Origin of the sequence: Streptomyces sp. NPDC102462 (genome assembly GCF_044765425.1) — a bacterium.
Taxonomy (GTDB): Bacteria; Actinomycetota; Actinomycetes; order Streptomycetales; family Streptomycetaceae; genus Streptomyces.
Genome location: NZ_JBIWKB010000016.1, coordinates 97,852 through 119,541 on the forward strand (window position 1 = coordinate 97,852; position 21,690 = coordinate 119,541).

The 21,690-nt window shown below is 73.3% G+C and carries 19 protein-coding genes; 11 read left to right on the forward strand and 8 right to left on the reverse strand.

What is annotated here, in order from left to right:
- Positions 1–34 precede the first annotated feature (34 nt).
- Positions 35–1,105, reverse strand: a complete 1,071-nt coding sequence (locus ACIRFL_RS16470; protein WP_404028898.1) for a LacI family DNA-binding transcriptional regulator — start codon at positions 1,103–1,105, stop codon at positions 35–37.
- Positions 1,106–1,237: 132 nt separating this feature from the next.
- Between ACIRFL_RS16470 and ACIRFL_RS16475 the strand changes: the two genes are divergently transcribed.
- Together ACIRFL_RS16475 and ACIRFL_RS16480 are read left to right on the forward strand one after the other, a co-directional pair.
- Positions 1,238–3,376, forward strand: a complete 2,139-nt coding sequence (locus ACIRFL_RS16475) for a glycogen debranching N-terminal domain-containing protein (protein ID WP_404028899.1) — start codon at positions 1,238–1,240, stop codon at positions 3,374–3,376.
- 100 nt (positions 3,377–3,476) lie between these two features.
- Positions 3,477–4,028 (forward strand): GNAT family N-acetyltransferase, encoded by a 552-nt coding sequence (locus ACIRFL_RS16480; RefSeq protein ID WP_404028901.1) that lies wholly within the window; start codon positions 3,477–3,479, stop codon positions 4,026–4,028.
- A gap of 10 nt (positions 4,029–4,038) precedes the next feature.
- Here the strand turns inward: ACIRFL_RS16480 and ACIRFL_RS16485 are convergent, their stop codons facing one another.
- The 3 genes from ACIRFL_RS16485 to ACIRFL_RS16495 all read right to left on the reverse strand — a co-directional run bounded on the left by ACIRFL_RS16485 (position 4,039) and on the right by ACIRFL_RS16495 (position 6,936).
- Positions 4,039–4,887, reverse strand: coding sequence for a hypothetical protein (locus ACIRFL_RS16485; RefSeq protein WP_404028902.1), 849 nt, complete (start codon positions 4,885–4,887; stop codon positions 4,039–4,041).
- Positions 4,888–5,125: 238 nt separating this feature from the next.
- Positions 5,126–5,794, reverse strand: coding sequence for a class I SAM-dependent methyltransferase (locus ACIRFL_RS16490; protein WP_404028904.1), 669 nt, complete (start codon positions 5,792–5,794; stop codon positions 5,126–5,128).
- Between the two features lie 128 nt (positions 5,795–5,922).
- The gene (locus ACIRFL_RS16495; RefSeq protein ID WP_404028906.1) at positions 5,923–6,936 is read right to left on the reverse strand and encodes a LacI family DNA-binding transcriptional regulator; all 1,014 of its coding nucleotides are present in this window, start codon (positions 6,934–6,936) and stop codon (positions 5,923–5,925) included.
- A gap of 148 nt (positions 6,937–7,084) precedes the next feature.
- Here ACIRFL_RS16495 and ACIRFL_RS16500 point away from each other — a divergent pair, with 148 nt between their 5' ends.
- The 5 genes from ACIRFL_RS16500 (at position 7,085) to ACIRFL_RS16520 (ending at position 13,443) form a co-directional block, all read left to right on the forward strand.
- Complete coding sequence (locus tag ACIRFL_RS16500; protein WP_404028907.1) at positions 7,085–8,908, forward strand: glycoside hydrolase family 2 protein; 1,824 nt, start codon at positions 7,085–7,087, stop codon at positions 8,906–8,908.
- Positions 8,909–9,045: 137 nt separating this feature from the next.
- On the forward strand, positions 9,046–10,389 hold the full coding sequence (locus ACIRFL_RS16505) for an ABC transporter substrate-binding protein (protein ID WP_404028909.1): 1,344 nt from the start codon (positions 9,046–9,048) through the stop codon (positions 10,387–10,389).
- 33 nt (positions 10,390–10,422) lie between these two features.
- Positions 10,423–11,328 carry a carbohydrate ABC transporter permease gene (locus ACIRFL_RS16510; RefSeq protein WP_404028910.1) on the forward strand — a complete coding sequence of 302 codons (906 nt, stop codon included), beginning with the start codon at positions 10,423–10,425 and terminating at the stop codon, positions 11,326–11,328.
- Position 11,329: 1 nt separating this feature from the next.
- Positions 11,330–12,268 carry a carbohydrate ABC transporter permease gene (locus ACIRFL_RS16515; RefSeq protein WP_404028912.1) on the forward strand — a complete coding sequence of 313 codons (939 nt, stop codon included), beginning with the start codon at positions 11,330–11,332 and terminating at the stop codon, positions 12,266–12,268.
- A gap of 269 nt (positions 12,269–12,537) precedes the next feature.
- Positions 12,538–13,443, forward strand: a complete 906-nt coding sequence (locus ACIRFL_RS16520) for a serine hydrolase (RefSeq protein ID WP_404028913.1) — start codon at positions 12,538–12,540, stop codon at positions 13,441–13,443.
- Between the two features lie 468 nt (positions 13,444–13,911).
- Here ACIRFL_RS16520 and ACIRFL_RS16525 read toward each other — a convergent pair whose 3' ends face one another.
- The 3 genes from ACIRFL_RS16525 to ACIRFL_RS16535 form a co-directional block, all read right to left on the reverse strand.
- The gene (locus ACIRFL_RS16525; RefSeq protein ID WP_404028915.1) at positions 13,912–15,078 is read right to left on the reverse strand and encodes a S1 family peptidase; all 1,167 of its coding nucleotides are present in this window, start codon (positions 15,076–15,078) and stop codon (positions 13,912–13,914) included.
- Between the two features lie 245 nt (positions 15,079–15,323).
- Positions 15,324–16,088: a GNAT family N-acetyltransferase gene (locus ACIRFL_RS16530; RefSeq protein ID WP_404028988.1), complete on the reverse strand. Its 765-nt coding sequence runs from the start codon at positions 16,086–16,088 to the stop codon at positions 15,324–15,326.
- 89 nt (positions 16,089–16,177) lie between these two features.
- Positions 16,178–16,825, reverse strand: coding sequence for a class I SAM-dependent methyltransferase (locus ACIRFL_RS16535; RefSeq protein ID WP_404028917.1), 648 nt, complete (start codon positions 16,823–16,825; stop codon positions 16,178–16,180).
- A gap of 176 nt (positions 16,826–17,001) precedes the next feature.
- Between ACIRFL_RS16535 and ACIRFL_RS16540 the strand changes: the two genes are divergently transcribed.
- The 4 genes from ACIRFL_RS16540 to ACIRFL_RS16555 all read left to right on the forward strand — a co-directional run bounded on the left by ACIRFL_RS16540 (position 17,002) and on the right by ACIRFL_RS16555 (position 20,684).
- Positions 17,002–18,240, forward strand: coding sequence for a sensor histidine kinase (locus ACIRFL_RS16540; protein WP_404028919.1), 1,239 nt, complete (start codon positions 17,002–17,004; stop codon positions 18,238–18,240).
- Positions 18,201–18,908, forward strand: coding sequence for a response regulator (locus ACIRFL_RS16545; RefSeq protein ID WP_404028921.1), 708 nt, complete (start codon positions 18,201–18,203; stop codon positions 18,906–18,908). Before ACIRFL_RS16540 ends, ACIRFL_RS16545 begins: the two co-directional genes overlap by 40 nt.
- 118 nt (positions 18,909–19,026) lie before the next feature.
- Positions 19,027–19,791 (forward strand): polysaccharide deacetylase family protein, encoded by a 765-nt coding sequence (locus tag ACIRFL_RS16550; protein ID WP_404028922.1) that lies wholly within the window; start codon positions 19,027–19,029, stop codon positions 19,789–19,791.
- A 104-nt stretch (positions 19,792–19,895) separates the two neighbouring features.
- Positions 19,896–20,684 (forward strand): maleylpyruvate isomerase family mycothiol-dependent enzyme, encoded by a 789-nt coding sequence (locus ACIRFL_RS16555; RefSeq protein ID WP_404028924.1) that lies wholly within the window; start codon positions 19,896–19,898, stop codon positions 20,682–20,684.
- Positions 20,685–20,866: 182 nt separating this feature from the next.
- Here ACIRFL_RS16555 and ACIRFL_RS16560 read toward each other — a convergent pair whose 3' ends face one another.
- Entirely contained in the window at positions 20,867–21,559 is a 693-nt protein-coding gene (locus ACIRFL_RS16560; RefSeq protein ID WP_404028925.1) for an SDR family NAD(P)-dependent oxidoreductase, read from the reverse strand.
- Positions 21,560–21,690 lie beyond the last annotated feature (131 nt).

Genomic DNA, 21,690 nt, shown 5'->3' on the forward strand with positions numbered 1-21,690 from the left:
GAGGTCTCGCCGTCGGCGCCCTTGCGGGCGACGGCTAACGGGCCGCCGGTCCGTCGGCTCCCGCCTGCGCGCCGGGCACGCTGTCGCGCACGACCAGCGACGGCGCCAGCAGGACCCGTTCCGGGGGCGCGCCGGCGTCGGCCATCCGCGCCAGCAGCAGACGCAGGCACTCCCGGCCGACCGCCTCCAGCGGCTGCTCGATCGAGGACAGCGCGGGCGACACGAGCGCGGCGGTCGGTGAGTCGTCGAAGCCGATCACCGCGACGTCCCGGCCCGGGGCGGCACCGCGCTCGCGCAGCGCGTGGTAGCAGCCGAGGGCCAGTGTGTCGCTGGCCGCGACCACGGCCGTCGCGCCGGCGTCCAGGAGCGGTTTGACCGCGTCGTGGGCGGCCTCGATGTCGTCCACGCTCTGGGCGCGCCGCGCCCGTGTGGACAGCCCGTGCCGGCGCATCGCCCGCTGCCAGCCCGCGGCCCGGTCGTCACCGACGTCGGAGCCGCGCGGCCAGCCGAGGAAGGCGATCCGCCGGTGCCCGAGGGCGACCAGGTGCTCCACCGCGGCATCCGTGCCCGAGGCGCCGTCCACGTCGACCCAGTCGCCGACGGGCCGCCCCGACCACATCCGTCCGAAGCCGACGAACGGCACGCCCCGCCCCGCGAGCCACGTCTGACGGGGGTCGCGGCGCGCGGTCCCGCTGAGCACGAACCCGTCGACCTCGTGCTGTCCGAGCAGTTCCTCGTATCCCTCAAGGGTGGGCTCGCCCGGCGAGCCCGCGAACAGCAGGATCCGGTATCCGGCCTCGTCCGCGGCCTGGGACAGGGCGTGCAGGAAACGGTCCATGATCGGGGTCGTGGTGCCGGCCGGGGAGGGCTGGATGCCGTAGCCGATCAGCTTGCTGGAACGGGTGCGCAGCGTCTGCGCGGCGCGGCTCGGCCGGTATCCCATCTCGTCGACGGCCTGCCGCACCCGCTCCAGGGTCTCGGGGCGCAGCAGTTGCGGCGAGTTGAGCGCGTTGGACACCGTCTGCGGGGAGACACCGGCCCGGCGGGCGACCATGGCGAGGGTGACCGGGCCAGGAGCGGCCGGGGAACGCGGGGTGCGGGGCATACGGGTCTCCGACGAGAAAGGGCCGTGTAGAGCCCTGGGTGGATCGATTTGAGCGTTCCAAAGGCATTGTCATCGCTCTGACGAGGAGATTACTGTCTTTGGAACGATCTAACGCTGAGAGGTTCTTCTCTTTTGGACACCACTGTCAAGCCCCAGGACACAGGCGACCCGGAATCGGAGGCCGCGGACACCCCCGAGGGACTGCAGCCGTTCCTGCACGACGCGGTCGTCACACTCTGCGCGCCGAGCTTCGCGCTCTCCCGCCCCGACGGGCAGATCGAGCACGGCGTCGACGGCTTCTTCCACGGCGACGTCAGAGCCCTGTCCCGGCTGACCGTCGCGGCCGACGGCATCCCGCTCGTGCCCGTCACGGGCGGCTTCGGCGGCGCCGACCGGGCCGGTTTCCGGGCGATCCTGCGCGGGCTCGGCGAGAGCACCGCGGACCCGGCCGTGGAACTGCACCGCGGGCGCACCGTCACGGCCGGCCGGCTGACGGAGGAGTTCACGGTCGTCAACGCCGGACGGCGCCACATCACCCTCCGGCTCACCGTCACCGCCGCAACCGACCTGGCCCCCATGGAGCGCGTCAAGTCGGGCGACCGCCCGGCCCTCGTCCCGGCACGGGCCGCGGACGGCGCCACGCTGGACTGGTCACGCGACGGCCTCACCGTGCGACTGGCCGCCGAGCCGGCCGCCGACCGGCTCGACCCCGGCACCGGGAGCCTGTCCTACGACATCGAACTGGGCCCCGGCGCCCGGTGGACGGCGACGCTGCACTGCACGGCCGCCCACGCGGACGGCGACCAGTTCCCGGCGCCCCCGGCCGACGCCGTACCGTGGCGCACCCCCGCGCTGCGCTCCGCGGACCACCGGTTCGACCACTGGCTGCGGCAGTCGGTGGCCGACCTGGACCGGCTGCGCCTGACCGACCCGCGGTCCGACGAGGACGGCACGGCGCGTGACGGCCGGGTGGACCAGTTCCTCGCCGCCGGCGCCCCCTGGTTCCTCACCCTCTTCGGCCGCGACTCGCTGTGGGCGGCGCGGATGCTGCTCCCGCTCGGCACCGAACTCGCGGCCGGCACCCTGCGCACCCTCGCCCGCCGCCAGGGCGCCGTCGTCGACCCGGCCACCGAGGAGCAGCCGGGCAAGATCCTGCACGAAGTGCGGCGCGGCAGCCAGGAGTTCGCGGACACCTTCGCGCTGCCGCCGGTGTACTACGGCACGGTGGACGCGACCCCGCTGTGGATCACGCTGCTGCACGACGCCTGGCGCTGGGGCCTCGCCCCGGAGCAGGTCGAACGGCTCCTGCCGCACGCCGAGTCGGCGCTCGCCTGGATGCGCGACCACGGCGACGCGGGCGGCGACGGCTTCCTGAAGTACGTCGACCTGACCGGCCGCGGCCTCGCCAACCAGGGCTGGAAGGACTCGGGCGACGCGGTCCGGCACCAGGACGGCCGCCTCGCCGAGCCGCCCATCGCGCTGTGCGAGGTCCAGGCGTACGCGTACGAGGCCGCGCGCGGCGGCGCGGCCCTGCTGCGGGCGTTCGGCCGGCCCGGCGCGGACACCTGGGAGGAGTGGGCCGAACGGCTCGCCACCCGCTTCCGCGAGCGCTTCTGGGTCGAGGACGCCGACGGCCCCTACCCGGCGCTCGCGCTCGACCGCGACGGCAGGCCCGTCGACGCGATCACCTCCGGATTCGGGCACCTCCTCGGCACGGGACTGCTGAACCAGGAGGAGAGCGCGCTGCTGGCCGCCCGTCTGACCCGCCCCGACCTCGACTCCGGCCATGGTCTGCGCACCCTCAGCAGCGCGGCGACGGGCTTCAACCCGTACGGCTACCACATCGGTTCCATCTGGCCGCACGACACGGCGATCGCCGTGCACGGCCTGGTCAGGGCCGGTTTCGCGGATGCGGCGGCGCCCCTTGCGGCGGGCCTGCTGACCGCGTCGACGGCCTTCGACGCCCGGCTGCCCGAGCTCTTCGCCGGCCATGGAGACCAGGCCGCGGCGCGGCCCGCCCCCTACCCCGCGTCCTGCCGCCCGCAGGCCTGGGCGGCGGCGTCGTCGGTGCATGTGCTGCGGGCCGCGCTGGGCCTGGACGCGGACATACCCGGCGGCACGATCACCGTGGCCCCCGGATTCGCCCGCTCCTTCGGACCGCTCACGGTCACCGGTCTTGAGGCCGGCGGAGAACGGCTCGACATCACGCTGGCCGCGGACGGCACGGTGAGCACCCGGGCACCGGAGGGACTGACCGTGCTCACCGGCTGAACCCGGCCGGCAGAGCACGCCGGGGCGCCCGGCCGACCCCGGGCGCCCCGGCGCCGTTTATCGGCTTGCCGCCGAGAGCCAGGTCGGATAGGAAGCTCGCATGTTGAGAGGCGGCAAGGTCGGGCTCAGGGCCCGGCACGAGGACGACATCCCGATCCTGCACACAGAACTGCACGACGACGTGGTCAACTTCTCGCGGTCCGACGACCAACCGTGGCGGCCGATCACGCCCGGTTCGAAGAACTCGCAGTTCGTGGTGGACGACAAGGAACAGGGGCACGTCCCGTTCTCCGTGGTCGAGTTGGACGGCGGCACGCTGATCGGCAGCGCGGTGCTGTGGGGCATCGACCTCCACAACCGGTCCGCGCACATCGGTCTTGGACTGCTGCCGTCCTCCCGCGGCAAGGGCTACGGCACCGATGTGGTCGCGGTGCTGTGCCACTACGGTTTCGTCGTGCGCGGCCTGCGCCGGCTGCAGATCGAGACGCTGTCGGACAACGCCGCGATGCTGCGCTCCGCCGAACGCAACGGCTTTGTCCGCGAGGGCGTGCTGCGCTCCGCGGCCTGGGTGATGGGCGAGTTCGTGGACGAGGTGCTGCTCGGCCTCCTCGCCGAGGACTGGAAGCCGGCCGGGCGGGTGCCCGAGAGCTGACCTTCGGCCCTCAAGTCCGGGCGGCGACTTCGCTGTTCGACGTCGTCGCCCGCTCCGGTCGGCCCACCGGGCGGACCTGGGCGGCACGCCGGTCACGGCGGCCGAGGAACCGTTCGGCGAGCACGGCGCAGACGCACAGCAGCGCCGCCGGCACGGAGAAGACCGGGAAGACCGAGGCGTCGGACCACACCGTCGCGCCGATGCCCACGAGGAGGCTGGGCACGATGAGAGCGGTGCAGGCGATGAGGTAGAACGCCGACATGACGGCGCCGCGGCGCTCGGCGGGGATCTGCGCGGTCAGATGACGCAGCGATCCGCCGAACGCGAGTCCGTAGGCACCGCCTTGGAGCGCGATGGGCACGGCGTGGCCCGTCATGAACGCGGCCGTCCCGGCGAGCATGAGCAGCGCGAGCGCCGTGTCTCCGACGAGGGCGACCCTCCGGGCCGGATAGCGGCCGCCGACGATCTGGGCGATCGCGGCCGTCACCGTCAAGGCGGCGATGATGATGCCGCCGAACAGCGGTCCGTCGATGTGCGAGGCGTGGGAGGCGATCGACGGCTCCAGGGAGAAGCACACCCCGAGCACGGCCCAGGCGGCGCCTGCACCGGGGTGCGGCTCGCGCATCCGCACCATGAGCACCAGCAGGACGAGCGCGATGAAGCCGTCGGCGAGGTAGGGGACGAGCAGCGGGTGGACGTCCGTCTGGGCGAGGGCCGCACTGCCGAGCGCCGCGACGGCGATGCCGAGGTTGAACACGATGGCGGTCAGTGTCCCGGTCCGCGCCGTGTCGTTCGGGCGCACGTCCAGCAGCGCGGCGCCGCCGCCGACGATCGCGCCGATGCCCAGGCCGTTCAGCATCCGCGGGCTGCGGCGGGACGACCTTCACACGGCGGTCCCCGGGTTCCTGGACGCGATCATCGACACGCTGGCCCGGGAGGAATCGGCCTGAGCGGGCCCGGCGATCGGCGGCGCCCCGAAGGGGCGCGGGGAACTGCGCGCCCGGCCACGACGGTGCCGCGGACGACCGACGCCCGGCGGAGCGGGCGTCGATCTCTGCCCTGAGCCCCTTCGGTACCGTCTCAGGGCGCTTGAGAGGTCAAGCCGGCATCGCGGTGGCCGGCTTGCGCGCCAGGAAACTGGCGTACTTCCACTTCAGCTCTTCATCGCGTTCCTGCACCAGTTGAGAGCTGACGACGAGTCCGGCCTGGTTCAGCAGTTCCGCGAGCCGGTCTGCCGGCAGCCGATAGGACTCGTAGGACACGGGGTGGCCCCCATAGGCGCGGACCGGACGGCGGCGTTCACCGGCGCCCACGTGGCCGGCGAGCAGGAGATGTCCCCCGGGCGCCAGGGTGCGGTGGAACTCGGCGAACACCACCGGCAGAAGCTCCGGAGGTGTGTGATGGGTCGAGTAGTAGGCCAGGATGCCGCCGAGCGCGTCGTCCCCGACCTCCAGCGCTGTCATGGTGCCCACGCAGAACCGCAGGTCCGGATAGGCGTGACGAGCCAGTTCGACCATCTTGGGCGATACGTCGACGCCGAACGCCGGCACCCCGAGGCCGGCCAGGTGTGCCGTCACCCTGCCGGGGCCGCAGCCGAGGTCCGCGACCGGTCCCAGGTCGGATGCCCGTACCAGTTCCGCGAACGCGGCCAGCATCGCGCGCGAGGTGGGGTCCAGCTCGGACGGGTTCTTGACGAGGGCGGTGTAGTCGGCGGCGACGGTGTCGTACGACTCCCGGACCGCGGCAAGGTAGGAAGGCTCGCTCACGCGGCGAATCTAGCCTCAGGCACTGACATGGAGCCCCGGGCCGTCGTGGCGCCCACGCCGGAACTGCTGGGACGCAGCGCCCAGAAGAACGCCCGGATCAGGCGGGCGGTGTCCGGGGCCGGGTGGTGTCAGCCGCCGGTGCTTTCCCGGATCACCAGCCGATACCCGGCCACATGGTCCCGCGGAGCGCCCGCGTCCGGTTCGTCGATGCGGCGCAGCAGCAGCGACACGGCCGCGCGGGCGATCTCCTGCTTGTCGGGGGCCACGGTGCTCAGCGTGGGCACGCTGAAGCAGGACGCCTCGATGTCGTCGAACCCCACCACGTCGATGTCGCCCGGCACGGACCGGCCCTGTTCGTGCAGCGCGCGCAGGGCGCCGAGCGCGAGATGGTCGTTGAGGCAGAGCAGGGCGTCCACGGCGGGCTCGCACTCCAGCAGGCGCGCGGTCGCCCGTGCCCCGTCCCGCCAGTGGTAGGCGTCCACCGGCACCACGAGGTCCGCGGCGAACGGCAGCCCGGCCGCCTCGACGGCCTCGCGGTAGCCGTCCGTGCGCAGCCGGTCGGTGCCCTGGGGGCCGTGCGCGGCCCCGCCGACGACGGCGATGCGCCGCCGTCCGCGGGCCAGCAGATGCTCGGTGGCCTCCCGCGCGGCCCGTACGTTGTCGATGCCGACGTGGTCGGTGCCGGCTCCGGGGGCGCGTTCGCCGAGCAGCACCACCGGCAGGCGGCGGTCGCGGGTGGCGAGGTCGTGGGGGAGCAGGGAGAGCGGGCTCAGCAGGACGCCGTCGCAGAACTGGGCGTCAAAGCCGTGCAGGGCGGCCAGTTCGCTCTCCCGGACGGCCCCGGTCTGGTGGATGAGCACGGTGCGCCCCCGCCGCCCGGCCTCGGCCATGACGTGTTTGGCCAGTTCGGCGAAGTACGCCACGTCCAGCTCCGGCACCGCCAGCGTGATCACTCCGGTGCGCCCCTGCCGCAGTTGACGGCCGGCGATGTTGACCCGGTAACCGAGGGCGTCGATGGCCTCCTGGACGGCGGTGCGGGTCCGCTCCGACACGTGCTCGAAGTTGTTGATCACGTTGGAGACGGTCTTGGCGGAGACGCCCGCGTACTCCGCCACGTCCTTGATCCTCGGTCTGGCCGCCACCTGTCCGTCCTTCCGTCGGTCGTGATCGTACCGACCATCACGAATCGGTTTCGGGCCGGTCCGCTGTGTGCCGACGTATTTACATCGATGTAAATCTCATGATGCCATGTGCCCCGCACCGACCGGCACTCCCGACGCAAGGAGGACCATGTCCGTTCCGCACCCCTCGGACCCGCCCCGCCCCGAATACCCCAGGCCGCAGTTCGTCCGCGAGTCCTGGCTCAATCTCAACGGCGAGTGGGAGTTCGAGATCGACCGGTCCGACACGGGTCTTGAGCGCGGCCTGCGCGAGCGCGAGCTGACCGGCCGTATCGTCGTCCCGTTCTGCCCAGAGTCGACGCTCTCCGGTGTCGGCGAGACGGACTTCCTGGAGGCCGTCTGGTACCGGCGCACGGTCACCGTCCCCGCGGCATGGGCCGACGCCCGGGTGCTGCTGCACTTCGGCGCGGTGGACCACGACACCACGGTGTGGGCGAACGGTGTCGAGGTCGCCCGCCACCGCGGCGGCTTCACGCCCTTCACCGCCGACCTCGGCCAGGTCGCCGCGGCCGGCGAGCCGGTGACGATCGTCGTGCGCGCCCGGGACAGCCGCCACGGCCCCCAGGCCCGCGGCAAGCAGGCCACCTGGTTCGCCAACTCGCACGCCCACTACACCCGTACGACGGGCATCTGGCAGACGGTGTGGCTGGAGCCGGTCCCGCGCGCCGCCGCCCTCAAACGCCCCCGCATCACCCCCGACCTGGCCTCCGGTTCCTTCTTCCTGGAACTGCCGCTCACCGCCAACCTGCCCGGTCACCGGGTGCGCGCCACGCTCCGGGACGAGGCCGGCGAGGTGGCCGTGGCCCACAGCCGCGCCGACCTCGACCTCGCGCCCCGCCTGGTGCTGCCCGTCCCCGAGGCCCGGCGCCGCACCTGGTCCCCGGCGGACCCGCACCTGTACGACCTGACCCTCGAACTCCTCGACGCCGACGGCGATGTCGTCGATGCGGCACGCTCCTACGCGGGCCTGCGCTCGGTCTCCGTGCACGGCAAGCAACTGCTGCTGAACGGCGAACCCGTCTTCCAGCGCCTCGTGCTCGACCAGGGCTACTACCCGGACGGTCTGATGACCGCGCCCACCGACCGGGACCTGGTCCGCGACATCGAACTCGGCCTGCACGCCGGCTTCAACGGCGCCCGGCTGCACCAGAAGGTCTTCGAGGAGCGCTACCTCTACCACGCCGACCGGCTCGGCTACCTGGTGTGGGGCGAGTTCGGCGACTGGGGCTGCGAGGTCGGCGTGCGCGACGACAACCAGCGCCCCGACGCCTCGTACGTCACCCAGTGGCTGGAGGCGCTGGAACGGGACTACTCGCACCCGTCGATCGTCGGCTGGTGCCCGCTGAACGAGACGTACCAGCCGCTGCACGACCGCATCACCCGGCTCGACGACGTCACCCGCGGCATGTTCCTCGCCACCAAGCAGGCGGACGCCACCCGCCCGGTGCTCGACGCCTCGGGATACGCCCACCGGGTCCCGGAGAGCGACGTCTACGACTCCCACTGCTACGAGCAGGACCCGGCCGTCTTCGCCAAGGTGATGTCCGGCCTCGCGCAGGACCGCCCGTACGTCAACACCGGCCCCGAGGGGCGCACCTGGTCGCTGCCGTACGGCGGACAGCCCTACTTCTGCAGTGAGTTCGGCGGCATCTGGTGGGACCCCGAAGCCGCCGGGGCGGCCGGCGACGAACGCGACACGTCCTGGGGCTATGGCGAACGGCCGCGCTCCCAGGAGGAGTTCATCGCCCGCTTCACCGGCCTGACGGCCGTACTGCTGGACGACCGGGACATGTTCGGCTACTGCTACACCCAGCTCACCGACGTCTTCCAGGAACGCAACGGCGTCTACCGCTTCGACCGCTCCGAGAAGGTCGACACCGCCCTGCTGCGGGCGGCCCAGACCCGCCCGGCGGCCTACGAGCACGACGCCTAGCCACCTCGCTCCCCGGCGGAACCGGGGGCTGCTCTCACCCAGGATTTACAACGATGTACATCTGAGGGGCGGCGAGCCGGGATCCGGACGCACCCGCGTCCGGATCCCGCCCCCGCCACCCATGAGAAGGGAGCCATATGACCGGCATACCCGCACCCGTCGGTCCCCCCGGACCCACCCGGCGCCGCGCGCTCGCCACCGTCCTGGCCTCCGGGGCCGCGGTCCTGGGCGCCGGTGCGCTCAGCGGCTGCGGATCCGCGCAGGCCGCCGACGCCTCGACCGTGCGCCTGTGGGACCTGTTCAGCGGGGCAGACGGGGGCCTCCTCAACGACATGGTGCGCGCCGCGCGCCCGGACATGCCGGGCAGCCGCATCGAACGCACCGTCCTGGAATGGGGAACCCCGTACTACACCAAGCTCGCCATGGCCTCGGCCGGCGGCCGAGGCCCCGACGTCGCCATCGCCCACATGTCCCGCCTGGCCGGCTACGCACCCACCGGGCTCCTCGACGCGTGGGACCTGGACCAGCTCGCCGAACACGGCGTCGGCCGCGACGACTTCGCCGACGCGGTCTGGGCCCGCACCCAGTACCGGGGACAGACCTACGCCATCCCCCTGGACACCCACCCGTTCATCGTCTTCTACCACCCCGACATCGCGGCCGACGCCGGCCTGCTCACCGCGGACGGCACCCTGGACGCCGAAGCCTTCTCCTCCCCGGACCGGTTCCTCGCCGCAGGGCGGGAGTTGGCGAAGGCGTCCGGCAAACAGGGCATCGCGTTCGGTTACGTCACCGACACCGCCCAGGGCTGGCGGTTGTTCTACGGCCTGTACCGGCAGACCGGCGGCGCCTTCCGGCTGCCCGACGGCGGACCTGCCGAGGTCGACGTGGACCGGATGGCCGAGGTCATCGCCTTCATGGCGAAGATCGTCGACGGGCGCACCAACCCCGAACACCTCGACTACTCCGCCGCCATCGCCGCGTTCGCCAACCGGCAGACCGGGATGATCCTGTCCGGCGAGTGGGAGCTGGGCACCTTCCGCGCGGCCGACGCCAAGGTGGGCGCGGCACCCTTCCCGACGGTCTTCGGGACCCCCGCCGTGTACGCCGACTCGCACTCGTTCGTCCTGCCCCACCACCCCGACCCCGACCCCGCGCGCCGGCGTCGCGCCCACCGCGCCGTCGCGGCCCTGCTGAAGGCGGGACAGATCTGGGCCACCGCCGGCCACATCCCCGCGTACGGGCCGGTCACCCGCACCGCCGCCTACCGGCGGCTGCAACCCCAGGCCCACTACGCCGAGGCACAGGACCACGTGGTCCTGGACCCCTCCGTGTGGTTCGCCGGCGCCGGCTCCGACTTCCAGAACGCCATGTCCCAGGTCCTGCAGCAGGCCCTCCTCGACGGCCTCGCCCCCGACCGCGCGGCGCGCGCCATGGTGCGGCGCCTGAACACCTTCCTCGCCAAGCCCAGCCCGGCCTGAACCGGCTGCGAACCACCCGCAGGAGGCACAACGATGTCCTCTCCCCAAGCCTCGCCGCGCCCCGCGGCCGCCATGGCCCGCCGGCTGTTCGCGCCCGGCCTCCTCTTCGCGCTCCCCTTCCTGATCCTGTTCGCCCTCTTCCTGCTGTGGCCGCTCGCCCAGGGCCTGTGGATGAGCCTGACGGACACCTCGCTGTCCGCCCACACCCCCGGCTTCGTCGGCCTCGACAACTTCACCGAGGCGCTGCGGGACGCGGACATGTGGCGCTCACTCGGCAACACGGCCTGGTTCACCGTCCTGTCGACCGTCCCGCTCGTCGTCGTCGCGCTCGGTCTCGCGCTGCTCGTCCACACCGGGCTGCCCGGCCAATGGGTGTGGCGGCTGGCCTTCTTCGCCCCGTACCTGCTCCCGGTCGGCGTGGTGAGCCTGCTGTGGATCTGGCTCTACCAACCCGATCTCGGCCTGATCAACCACCTCCTCGAAACCCTCGGACTCGGCCAACTGGCCTGGCTCAGCGACGAGTCGGTGGCGATGTGGGCCGTCGTCCTGACCACCCTGTGGTGGACGGCCGGCTTCAACTTCCTGCTCTACCTGGCCGCGTTGCAGTCCGTCCCGGACCAGCTCTACGAGGCGGCGGCCCTCGACGGCGCCGGCGCCTGGCGACGGCTGTGGTCGATCACGCTGCCCCAGCTGAGCCGGATCACCGTGGTGATCACGGTGCTCCAGATCCTGGCGTCCCTGAAGGTCTTCGACCAGGTGTACCTGCTCACCAAGGGCGGTCCCAACGGCTCCACGCGCCCCGTCGTCGAGTACGTCTACGACGTCGGCTTCACCGGCTACCGGCTCGGTTACGCCTCGGCGATCAGCTACATCTTCTTCGCCCTCGTCCTGATCGCCTCCGCCGCCCAGTACGCGGCTCTGCGCCGCCGGGAGAAGTGACATGACCTCCACCGACCTGCCCGTCCGTACCCCGTCAGCCGCCCGCGCCCCGCGCCCGGTGCGGGAGGTGTCGGCCCGCCGTGCGGCCCGCGGCCACACCAACCTCACCCTCGGCGACGGCCGCGGCACCCGGGTGCTGGCCCTGACCGCGCTGACCCTGCTGGCCGCCGCCTGGCTGCTGCCGATGGCCTGGGCGCTGCTGACCGCGTTCAAGTCGGAGGGGGACGCCAGCGACCCCGCCCACTGGTTCTGGCCCCGGCACGGCTTCACCCTCCAGGGGTTCCGCACCGTGTGGGAGCGCGGCGACCTGCCGCTGTGGATGCTGAACAGCCTGTTCATCTCGGCGGCCGTCACGGCCATCACCGTGCTGGTCTCCGCGATGGCCGGGTACGCCTTCTCCCGCACCCGTTTCGCCGGCCGCCGCTGGCTGTTCGCCCTCTCGGTGGCCGCGATCCTGGTGCCGCCCCAGGTGCTGATCGTGCCGTGGTTCCGGCAGATGCTCACCCTGCACCTGGTCGACACCTACGCCGCGGTGATCCTGCCGCAGACCGTCGCCCCGGTGATGGTGTTCATCCTGAAGAAGCACTTCGACTCGCTGCCGCGGGAACTGGAGGAGGCGGCCCGGCTCGACGGAGCCGGCCACTGGCGGATCTTCTGGTCGGTCCTGATACCGCTGTCCCGCCCGATGCTCGCGGCCGTGGCGATCTTCGTCTTCATCGGCGCCTGGAACAACTTCCTCTGGCCGTTCGTCGCGACCTCCGACCCGGCCCTGATGACGCTGCCGGTCGGCATCACCTCGGTGAAGGACGCCTACGGCATCCAGTACGCCCAGACCATGGCGTCCGCCGTGCTGGCCGCACTGCCGCTCGTCGTGGTCTTCATGATCTTCCAGCGGCACATCGTGAAGTCCGTGGCCACGACGGGACTCGGCGGCCAGTGAGCGACGGCCGCGTCGGCCGACCGCGCGGCCCGATCGCGAGGGCGGCACGCCCCCGGCCGGTTCACGGCCTTCGCGGTCGTGACCGCCGGGGGCGTGCCAGCGGGGCGTGACGGGGGGCGTGACGTCGCCCACACCGGAAGCTGTGGCCTTCCCCACAATCCGCGGGCAAAGCGGTCCCGAGGTGGCGGCCGTCACTTCGTCGTCGGGGTGATTTGTTTACGTTCGCAGTGCTGTGCCCCCTCCCCGATGAACTGCCGAGGTCCCGCACCATGCCCCACCCGTCGTCACCCTTCTCCCGTCCGCTGCGTGCGGCACGGCGCGGCCGCAGGCGCGCCGCGGTCGGGGTCACCGCCCTCGCGGCCTCGGTGGCGGCCCTCGTGTCGACCGGTGCCCTCACCCCCACGCCGGCGGTCGCCGCCACGGCCGCGGCGCGGCCCGACGCCGCCACGGCCGACTTCCTCGCCCAGGTGCGGCCGCAGGGCAGGGAACGGGTCACCGCCGCGGTGCTCGACCTGGACGCCCCGGGCCGGGGCGCCACGGTGTACGGCGCCGACACCGCCTACGACACGGCGAGCATCATCAAGGTCGACATCCTCGCCGCGCTGCTGCTCAAGGCGCAGGACGCGGGGCGGGGCCTGACCGCGCAGGAGCGCACCCACGCGGAGGCGATGATCGAGCGAAGCGACAACGCGGCGGCCAACGCGCTGTGGCGGAGCATCGGTCGTGCGCCGGGCCTGGAGGCGGCGAACAAGCGCCTCGGACTGACCTCGACGCAGGGCGGCCCCGGTGCCAGGTGGGGACTGACCCGGACCACGGCGAGCGACCAGATACGGCTGCTGCGCGCGGTGTTCGAGCCGGCCTCCAGTGCTTCTGGGGGCGCCGAGGGGCTGACCGCCCCGTCCCGCGGCTACCTGCGCACACTGATGTCCCGTGTCGTGGACGAACAGTCCTGGGGTGTCTCGGCGGCGGCCCGTTCCGCGGCGGAGCTGAAGAACGGCTGGCTCCAGCGCACGACGACCGGGCTGTGGGACGTCAACAGCATCGGCCGGGTCGCGGTGGGCGGACACCACTATCTCGTCGCGGTCCTCTCCGACGGCAGTACGTCGATGAAGGCCGGCGTCTCACTCGTGGAGCGCGCGGCCCGCACGGCGCTCTCCTCCACCACCGACCGCTGACCCACCCGCTGTTCACAGGACTCGGCGCCCGCCGGCCCAACGGGCTTGCCGCCCGCTGACTTGAGGGCCCGCGGCTGGTGCGAGGCTGACGGCTCCCACTGGGCTGGGAAGGGCTGACGCCGCCCGCCGGCCGGGCGGGAGGCACTGCCCGTAGTCCGGACAGGGCTGCCGCCCTCCGCGCTGGTCGCCTTCCGTTTCCGCCCGCTGTTCCGGGGCGCCCAGCTGCCCGCCGGCCCAACCGGCTTGCCGCCCGCCGGCCTTGAGGGCCCGCGGCTGGTGCGAGGGGGCCGCTGCCCGGCGGGTGCGGAGTCGGAAACGCCGCGATCGGGTGGCAGGCGTTGGCCGGCGGTTCGGCGGGGATGGCTCGGGGCCGTTCCGGCCTGGGCGGCGCACATGAGTCGGGGGCGGTGGGCCGATGTCCGGGACGGGCCCCGGCCGGTGGTCGAGGCCCGTTGTGGTGCGTGCCGGTCAGGCGGTGTGCAGGGTCAGACCGTACCGGTTCAGGATCTCGTTGACGGGCTGGAACCAGGTCTCGCCGCCGCTGCTGCAGTTGCCCCAGCCGCCCGAGGTGACCCCCTGCGCCTGGTCGCCGCTGATGAACGAGCCGCCGGAGTCGCCCCCTTCGGCGCAGACGTTGGTCTTGGTCATCTGGTGCACCGCGCCCTGGCTGTAGTTGACGGTCTCGTTCTTGGCGAGCACCGTGCCGCAGTGCCAGTGCGTGGTCGACCCGGACCGGCAGATGGACGCGCCGACGGGTGCCTCGGCCGAACCGCGCACGAGCTGGTCGGAGACGGTGCCCCAGCCCAGCACGACAGGAACCGTCCACCAGCCGCTGCCCACGTTGACCCAGGCGTAGTCGTTGTCCGGGAACGACGAGCCCTGGAAGTTGCCGATGTAGCTGCCGTCCCAGCCGCTGACGCCGGCGCTGGGCTTCCCGCAGTGCCCGGCGGTGACGAACCCGCCGTACACGGAGAAGCCGATCGAACAGCGGACGTTGCCGGTGTAGTACGGGTCGCCGCCCACGGTGCCCGCGGCGAGGGTCGCCGGCACGCCCGGGATCGCCTCGACGGTGACCGGACCGGCCTTGCGGGCCCGGGCGACGAACGACCGGACATCGTTGTCATCCTGCTTGCCCTCGGCGACGTTCACGACCACGGTGCTCGCCTGCGGGTCGACATGCCAACTGGTCACGCCCGCCGGGGCGGAGAGCTTGTCGAGGCGCGCCCGGGTGGCGTCCAGTTCGCGCGCGCTGTGTTCCACGGCGGTCACGCTCGCGCCGGTCGCCCGGATCGCCTTGCGGGTCGTGGCGGAGGTGCCCGGGGTGACGCCGACGGTGAGGGTCCCGCTGGAGGCGTCGAACCAGGACCCGCCGAAGGACGCCCCCGCGGCGCGGCGCGCCGCCGGCTCCGTGGTCGTGGCCCGCTGTTCGGCGGCGAGCCTCGCCTCCGCCTCGGCCTTCGTCAGGTGCAGGTCGCGCTGCATCGCGGAGAGCAGTGCGGCCGAGGCGGGCGCCTCGGCGGACCGGGTCGCGGCCGGGGTGTCGGCGGCGGAGGCGGGCAGGGTGCCCGCCGTCACGCCGACGCCGAGCATGAGCAGCACGGCGAGGCCGGCATGCGTGAATCTGGTGCGTCTCATGGGGGTTGCCCTTCGTCGTTCCAACGGTGGTGGGGGTGGAACAGCAGAGACAGTGAGAGCGCTCTCAGCCCTGTGGCGGAGCCGAGCCTAGCCGTTGATCATGAGCAGGTCCATGCCAATGCAGCGGGGGGTTCCTGACGGCCCGTCGGACCCTGCGGGTGCGGTGCCGCACGGCTGCCTTCTCCATCCTCGGCAACGGGCGGGCGCGGACGCGCGCCCCTGGCGCCCCTGTTCAGGGCGCCGGTTCACGCAGTGACGGTGTGTTCGGTGAACCGGCCGCACGGCCGAAAGCCCAGTCGGCGGTAGACGGGCTCGCCGTCGGCGGACGCCTGGAGCACGGCCACGCGCAGGCCCTCGGCCCGGGCCGTGTGGAGCGCGGCGAGGGTGACGGCCGTGCCGTAGCCGCGCCGCCGGTGAGCGGCGAGGGTGGCGATGTTGTAGAGGCCGGCGACCCCCGCGTACACGAACACCTCGGCCGTGCAGACCGGTTGGCCCGCCGCGTAGCCGACCAGGTAACGGGCCGGGCTGCCCGCGGCCAGGGCGAGGGGAGCGGTCCGGGCGACGAAGCGGCGGACGGTGTCGGAGGGCGGGCTCCAACTCGCGGCGACCACCTCCGCGTAGTCGGCGAGCCGCGCGGCCGTGGTGACCGGCCGGACGTCCACTCCCGCGCCGTCGGCGGACGGCAGGGAGCCGTCCAAGACGGCCCACATGGCCGTCTCCTGCTCCGCCGCAGGCAGCCCGGCGGCGGACAGCCGGTCCGACAGATCGGGCGGCGTCGAGGCGGGCCCCACCCACCAGGAGAAGCCGCGGCCGGTGGCGGCCAGGGCCCGGACGGTCTCGGCGATGCGCGCGGGCGCGGCGGCGGCGGTGAAGCGGGCCGCGGCGACGATGTTGAACGTGTCGTCGTCCAGGCCGCTGTCCGCGACGAGGAGATCGCCGGGCTCGGTGACCGTCGCGCCGCCCAGGCCGCGATGCAGATGGCAGGCGTGCTCGGCCAGGTTGCGTTCCATCCTGGCCGACAGGTCCACCGGGTCGGTGACGGGGGCGTTCAGCAGGTCCACGACGGACGACTCCATCACGATCACGCCGGTGGCGCACCTCATTTCCCGGCGTCGAGCCGCGTGCCCTCGGCAGCGGCGGACGAGCCCGCCCGGCGGGCGTCACCCGCGGCGGGCCGCGGACAGCGGGCCCGGTACACGAACGCCGGCGGCACGTTGGGCCACACCACCGGCCCGCGTTCGACCTGGCCGAAGCGGTCGCGCAGGCCGTCGGCGAGGCGGCGGCCCGGCGGGGTCCAGGCGGCGTGCAGATAGGCGAAGGTGGTGAAACGGCCGCCGGGCGCGAGGCCGGCGCCGACCGCGTCCAGGGTCCTGTCCCGTTCCCGGGCCGGCATGACAGTCCACGGCAGTCCGGACACGATCGCGTCCACCGGGCCGCCCGCCGCCTGCGCCAGTTCGGCCGCGGCGCCGTTCACCACCGTCAGCCGCGCGTCGCGCCGGGTGGCCGCCAGATGCGCCGCGAGCCGTGGATTCAGCTCGATCGACACGAGCCGCGCGTCCGCCGGCAGCAGCCGCAGCAGGACGTCCGTGAACACGCCGGTGCCCGGCCCGAGTTCGACGACCAGCCGGGCCTCCTCCAGACCGATGCGATGGGTCATGGCGCGGGCGAGCCGCCGCGAACTGGCGGCCACGGCCCCGGTCATGAGGGGCCGCCTGAGGAACTGCGTGGTGATCGACACGGCCGTCATGCTCGGCGGCCGCGGTGTGACCCGGCGTCGTACTCCCGGTCCGTGCGGGTCCTCCTGCGGGAGGACGCCGGTGCAGCCCACGGGGTGACGACGGGGCCCTTCGGCCGCCGTAGCGTGAGGTGGTGTTTCGCCTGATGGAGAGCCTGGCGAGATGGCGAGGGCGCCACCCCCGGCTGATGGATGTTGTGCTCGTCGTGCTCGTCGCCGCGCCACCGGTGATCCGGGACCAGCCCGGCTGGCGGCCGGTGTGGGTGCAGATCGCGGTGCAGGCGGCGCTCACGCTGCCCCTGCTGTGGCGGCGCCGGCACCCGGTGGCGGTCGCCGCGTGCGTCACGGCAGCCTTCTGGGCGCAGTACCTGGGCGAGGTCTGGGGCCGCGAACCCGGCCGCGGGGCCCTCGCCCTGGCCGCGGTCCTCTACACGCTCTCGGTGCGCGGGCTGCGCCGCGCCGCCGTCGTGACCGCCGCCTGCGCGGGCGTCTGTGTGCTGCTGTGGGCTCCCGGCTGGGTCGCGGAGTACCCGCGGGCCCGGACCGGCGACGCCGCCTGGCTCACCCCGTTCTCCGTGGTCCTGTGGCTCGCCGGCGCCTGGATCCTCGGCGCGTACGTCCGCGCCCGCCGCGCCTATCTCGCCGAGTTCGCCCGCCGCGCCGAACTGGCGGAGTCCCGGCGGCTGGCGCTGGCCCGTGCCGCCGTCGCCGAGGAACGGGCCCGCATCGCCCGCGAGATCCACGACGTCCTCGCGCACGGCGTCACCGTCATGGTGCTCAACGCCGAGGGGGCGAGGCTGGCCCGCGACAGCGACCCCGCGGCCCCGGACCGCGCACTGCACACCATCGGCACCACCGGCCGGGCCGCCCTGCGCGAACTCCGCCAGCTCCTCGACGTGCTGCGCGCCGACGATCCACCCCCGGACGCCCCACGCTCCGGCGAACCGCCCGCGGATGCCCCGCGCTCCGGCGAACTCCACCGCCGCTACGGCGAGTTCAGTGCCGGCGGCCCCACCCTCGACGATCTGCGCCCGCTCGTCGACCGCCTCCCCGGCTCCCGCCTGGAGCTGAGCGGCGAGCGCGACGGGGTGTCAGCCGCGGTGGCCGAGCAGACGTACCGCATCGTGCAGGAGGCACTGACCAACGTGGCCAAGCACGCCTCGCAGGGCGCGGTCGCCCGGGTGCGGATCGACCTCGGAACGCCCGGTCCCGAACGCCGGGTCCGGATCCGGGTCGACAACTCGGCGGGCACCGGGGACGCGCCCCCGGCCCTTCCCGCGTCGGCCGGCCGCGGACTCGTCGGCATGCGGGAACGGGCGGCGCTGTACGGCGGGACCGTCGAGGCGGGTCCGCTGCCCGACGGCGGCTACCGGGTGGAGGCCGCCCTGTGGCCGACGCCGCGCCCGCTCGCGGCGGCGCCCCGGTGAGCGGGGCGGCGGCCGCGCACCGCGTGCTGCTCTGCGACGACCAGGAACTGATCAGGATGGGGCTGCGCATGGTGCTCGACAGCCAGCCCGATCTGACCGTCGTCGGGGAGGCGGCCGACGGGCGCGCCGCCCTGGAGCGCAGCGCCGAACTGCGGCCGGACCTCGTCCTGATGGACGTCCGCATGCCCGAGGTGGACGGCCTGGCCGCGACCCGGGAACTGTGCGCCCTGCCGTCCGCGCCCAAGGTGCTGGTCGTCACCACCTTCGACCTCGACGAGTACGCGTACGGGGCGCTGCGGGCCGGGGCGAGCGGGTTCCTGGTCAAGGACGCGCTAGGGGAGGAGATCCTGGTGACGGTCCGGGCCGTCCTGCGCGGCGACGTCATGATGGCGCCGTCGGCAGTCCGCCGTCTCGTGGAGCGGTACGTCCTGCCCGTGGCACCCGACGCGGAACGAGGCCGCCTCGCCCGGCTGACCGACCGCGAACGGGACGTGCTCGCCCTCGTCGCCCGGGGCCTGAGCAACACGGAGATCGCCGCCCGGCTCTTCCTCGGGGAGACGACCGTCAAGACCCATCTGGGCCGCATCCTGGCCAAGCTGGACCTGCGCGACCGCGTGCACGCGGTGATCTTCGCCTATGAGAGCGGCCTGGTCCGGGTGGGCGGCTGACCGGCGCCGCCCGGTGGGACGCCGGCCGGGACCTTCCCGCGTTCTTACCCGACTCTGTCCGTCCGGGCCCGCCGGCGGTCCGACAATGGAGGCGGGGCCGTGAGACCGAGGTGGTGCGATGACGGCCGGGGCGCTGCGGCGGCGGGCGGTGACGCTGATGACCGGCGCCGTCCTCACGGCCCTGGCGTGCACCGCCGGCCCGGCGGCAGGCGCCGCCTCCCAGGGCCCGCACGCCACCCCGGCCGGCGGGATCCGGCCGCCGCCCGTGGACTGCCGTCGCACCCCGTGCGTCGCGCTGACCTTCGACGACGGTCCCACCGGCTACACCCCCACCGTGGTCCGTGCGCTGGAGCGGCAGCACGCCGTGGCCACCTTCTTCCTCATCGGACCGCACGCGCTCCAGCGCCGCGCGGACGTGCTGCGGGAGTACCGGGACGGGGACGCGATCGGCGACCACACCGTCACCCACCCGCGCCTCACCCTGCTTCCGCCCGCCCGGATCCACCATGAGCTGGGGACCGCGGCAGGGCAGACCGCATCGGTCACCGGGCACCGGCCGACGATCTGCAGGCCGCCGTTCGGCGCGTGGAACGCGAAGGTCCGGAAGGCGGCGGCCGGGGCGGGCCTTTCGGTGGTGATGTGGAACGTCGACCCCCGGGACTGGAAGCACCACGACCCCCGGTTCATCGAACGGCGCGTGCTCGCCGGGGTACGGCCCGGCGCCGTCGTGCTCCTGCACGACCGGTACGCGACCACCCCGCCGGCCGTCCCGTACCTGCTGCGCGCGCTGAAGGCCCGCGGCTACGCTCTGGTGACGGTACCTCAGCTCTTCGCCACGAGCGGCGGGATGCGCCCGGGCGTGGTCTACCACCACGGCCCGTGACGCCGGAGAACAACGAGGCGCAGCATGCGCGACCAGCCACGACGGTGCCGCATCCGACCGATGGCACAGCGTGGCACGGCCGGCGGAGGGCTTAGCCTGGCCCCATGCCCCGATGGGACCTCGACCGTTACCGCACCGAACTCCTCCGGCAGACCGACCTGTTGCGCTCCCTGCTGGGCGGCGCCGCCCCCGCGGTCCGCGTGCCCACCTGCCCGGCGTGGAACCTCGGCCAACTGGCGCGGCACGTCGGCGGCGCCCACCGCTGGGTGGAGACCATCGTCCGCACCCGCGCCACCGAACCGGTGTCCCACCATCTCGTGGACGACGTCTTCGACTACGGCGACGAGAACAACGAGGACACGGCCACGCTCGACGCGTGGCTCGCCGACGGCGCCCGGCAGCTGACGGACGCGCTGGCGGACGCGGGCCCCGACACCCGTGTGTGGACCGTGGTGCCCGATCAGCCCCTGGTGTTCTGGGCCAGGCGCATGCTCTTCGAGACCGTCGTGCACCGGGCCGACGCCGCCTGGACGGTGGGCCGCGGCTACCGGCTCGATCCGGCCGTGGCGCGGGACGGACTGGACGAGTGGATGTCCTTCGGCACGGTGCCCGAGGCGTACGACGGGAACGACGTACCCCTGCTCGGTGCCGGCCGCACCCTGCGCCTGTCGGCCACCGACGATCCCGCAGGTGACTGGTTCGTCGACCTCACCGGCGACGCTCCCCGCCGGCGGTACACGGGCGAGGAGGCGGCGGTGACCGTCCGGGGACCGCTCACCGATCTGCTGCTGCTCGTCTACGGCCGGCCCGTCGAGGAGCGCATCGAGGTCGAGGGCGACCGGCCGCTGCTCGACCTGTGGCTGCGCCGGACGGGCTTCTGGCTCCACGAGTGACCCGCCGCCCCAGTCGTCTGCGGCGCCGTCGTGGCTGCTCCCCGCCGGACGGGGCTTGGTGATGCGGCCGGCCACCGCGATCCCGCCAAGGCCGAGGCCGGTCATCCGGTCGTGGGCGTCCGGGGCGAGAGCGTGCAGCGCTGTGGACATCCCTTGCCGGGACCACTCTTTTCAGGGCGGGTTCACCACGGGAGGTTCCCGGATCGGTCGATGAACTGTCCCGTCGGCCCGTCCGGGCCGATCGTCGCGAGGGTCACGATGGACTCCGCGCCGTCGGCGACGCTGTGTCCGACGCCGCCGGTGAAGTCGGTCGCGGTCTGCCCGGGGTCTGCGGCGTTGACCTTCACGTCCTTCAGTTCCTTGGCGTACTGCGTCGTGAGCATCGTGACCGCGGCCTTCGAGGCGCTGTAGAGGGGCAGGGCATACTGCGACTCGATCCGCGCCGGGTCATGGGTCATGCCGAAGGAGCCCATCCCGCTGGACACGTTGACGATGACGGGGTTCGGCGACGTGCGCAGCAGCGGCAGGAAGGCGTGTGTGACGCGCACGATCCCGACGACGTTCACGTCGAGCACGGCGCTCACGTCGGCCGCGGTGTACTCCTCGACGGGGCCGACCTTGCCGAGGACGCCGGCGTTGTTGACCAGGACGTCGATCGTTCCCTCATGCGCGGTGACATCCGCGGCCGCGGCCTGGACCGAGGCGTCGTCGGTCACGTCGATCTGAACGAACCGGGCGCCCAGCGACTCGGCCGCGGCCCGACCGCGCTCACGGTGGCGGGCACCGAGGAGGACGGTGTGCCCCGCCTGGATGAGGCGACGGGCGGTCTCAAGACCGAGGGACTTGTTGGCTCCGGTGATGAATGTGGTGGTCATGCTGGTTCCTCCTGGTCCGAACAGCACGGTCGTGCGCTGTTCACGCACTCCATGCTGGGTTCCCGGGAGGATTGGCGGGAGCTACGGGACTTCCTGGTATCGCGCGTACCACCCGGCACCCCGGTCCACCG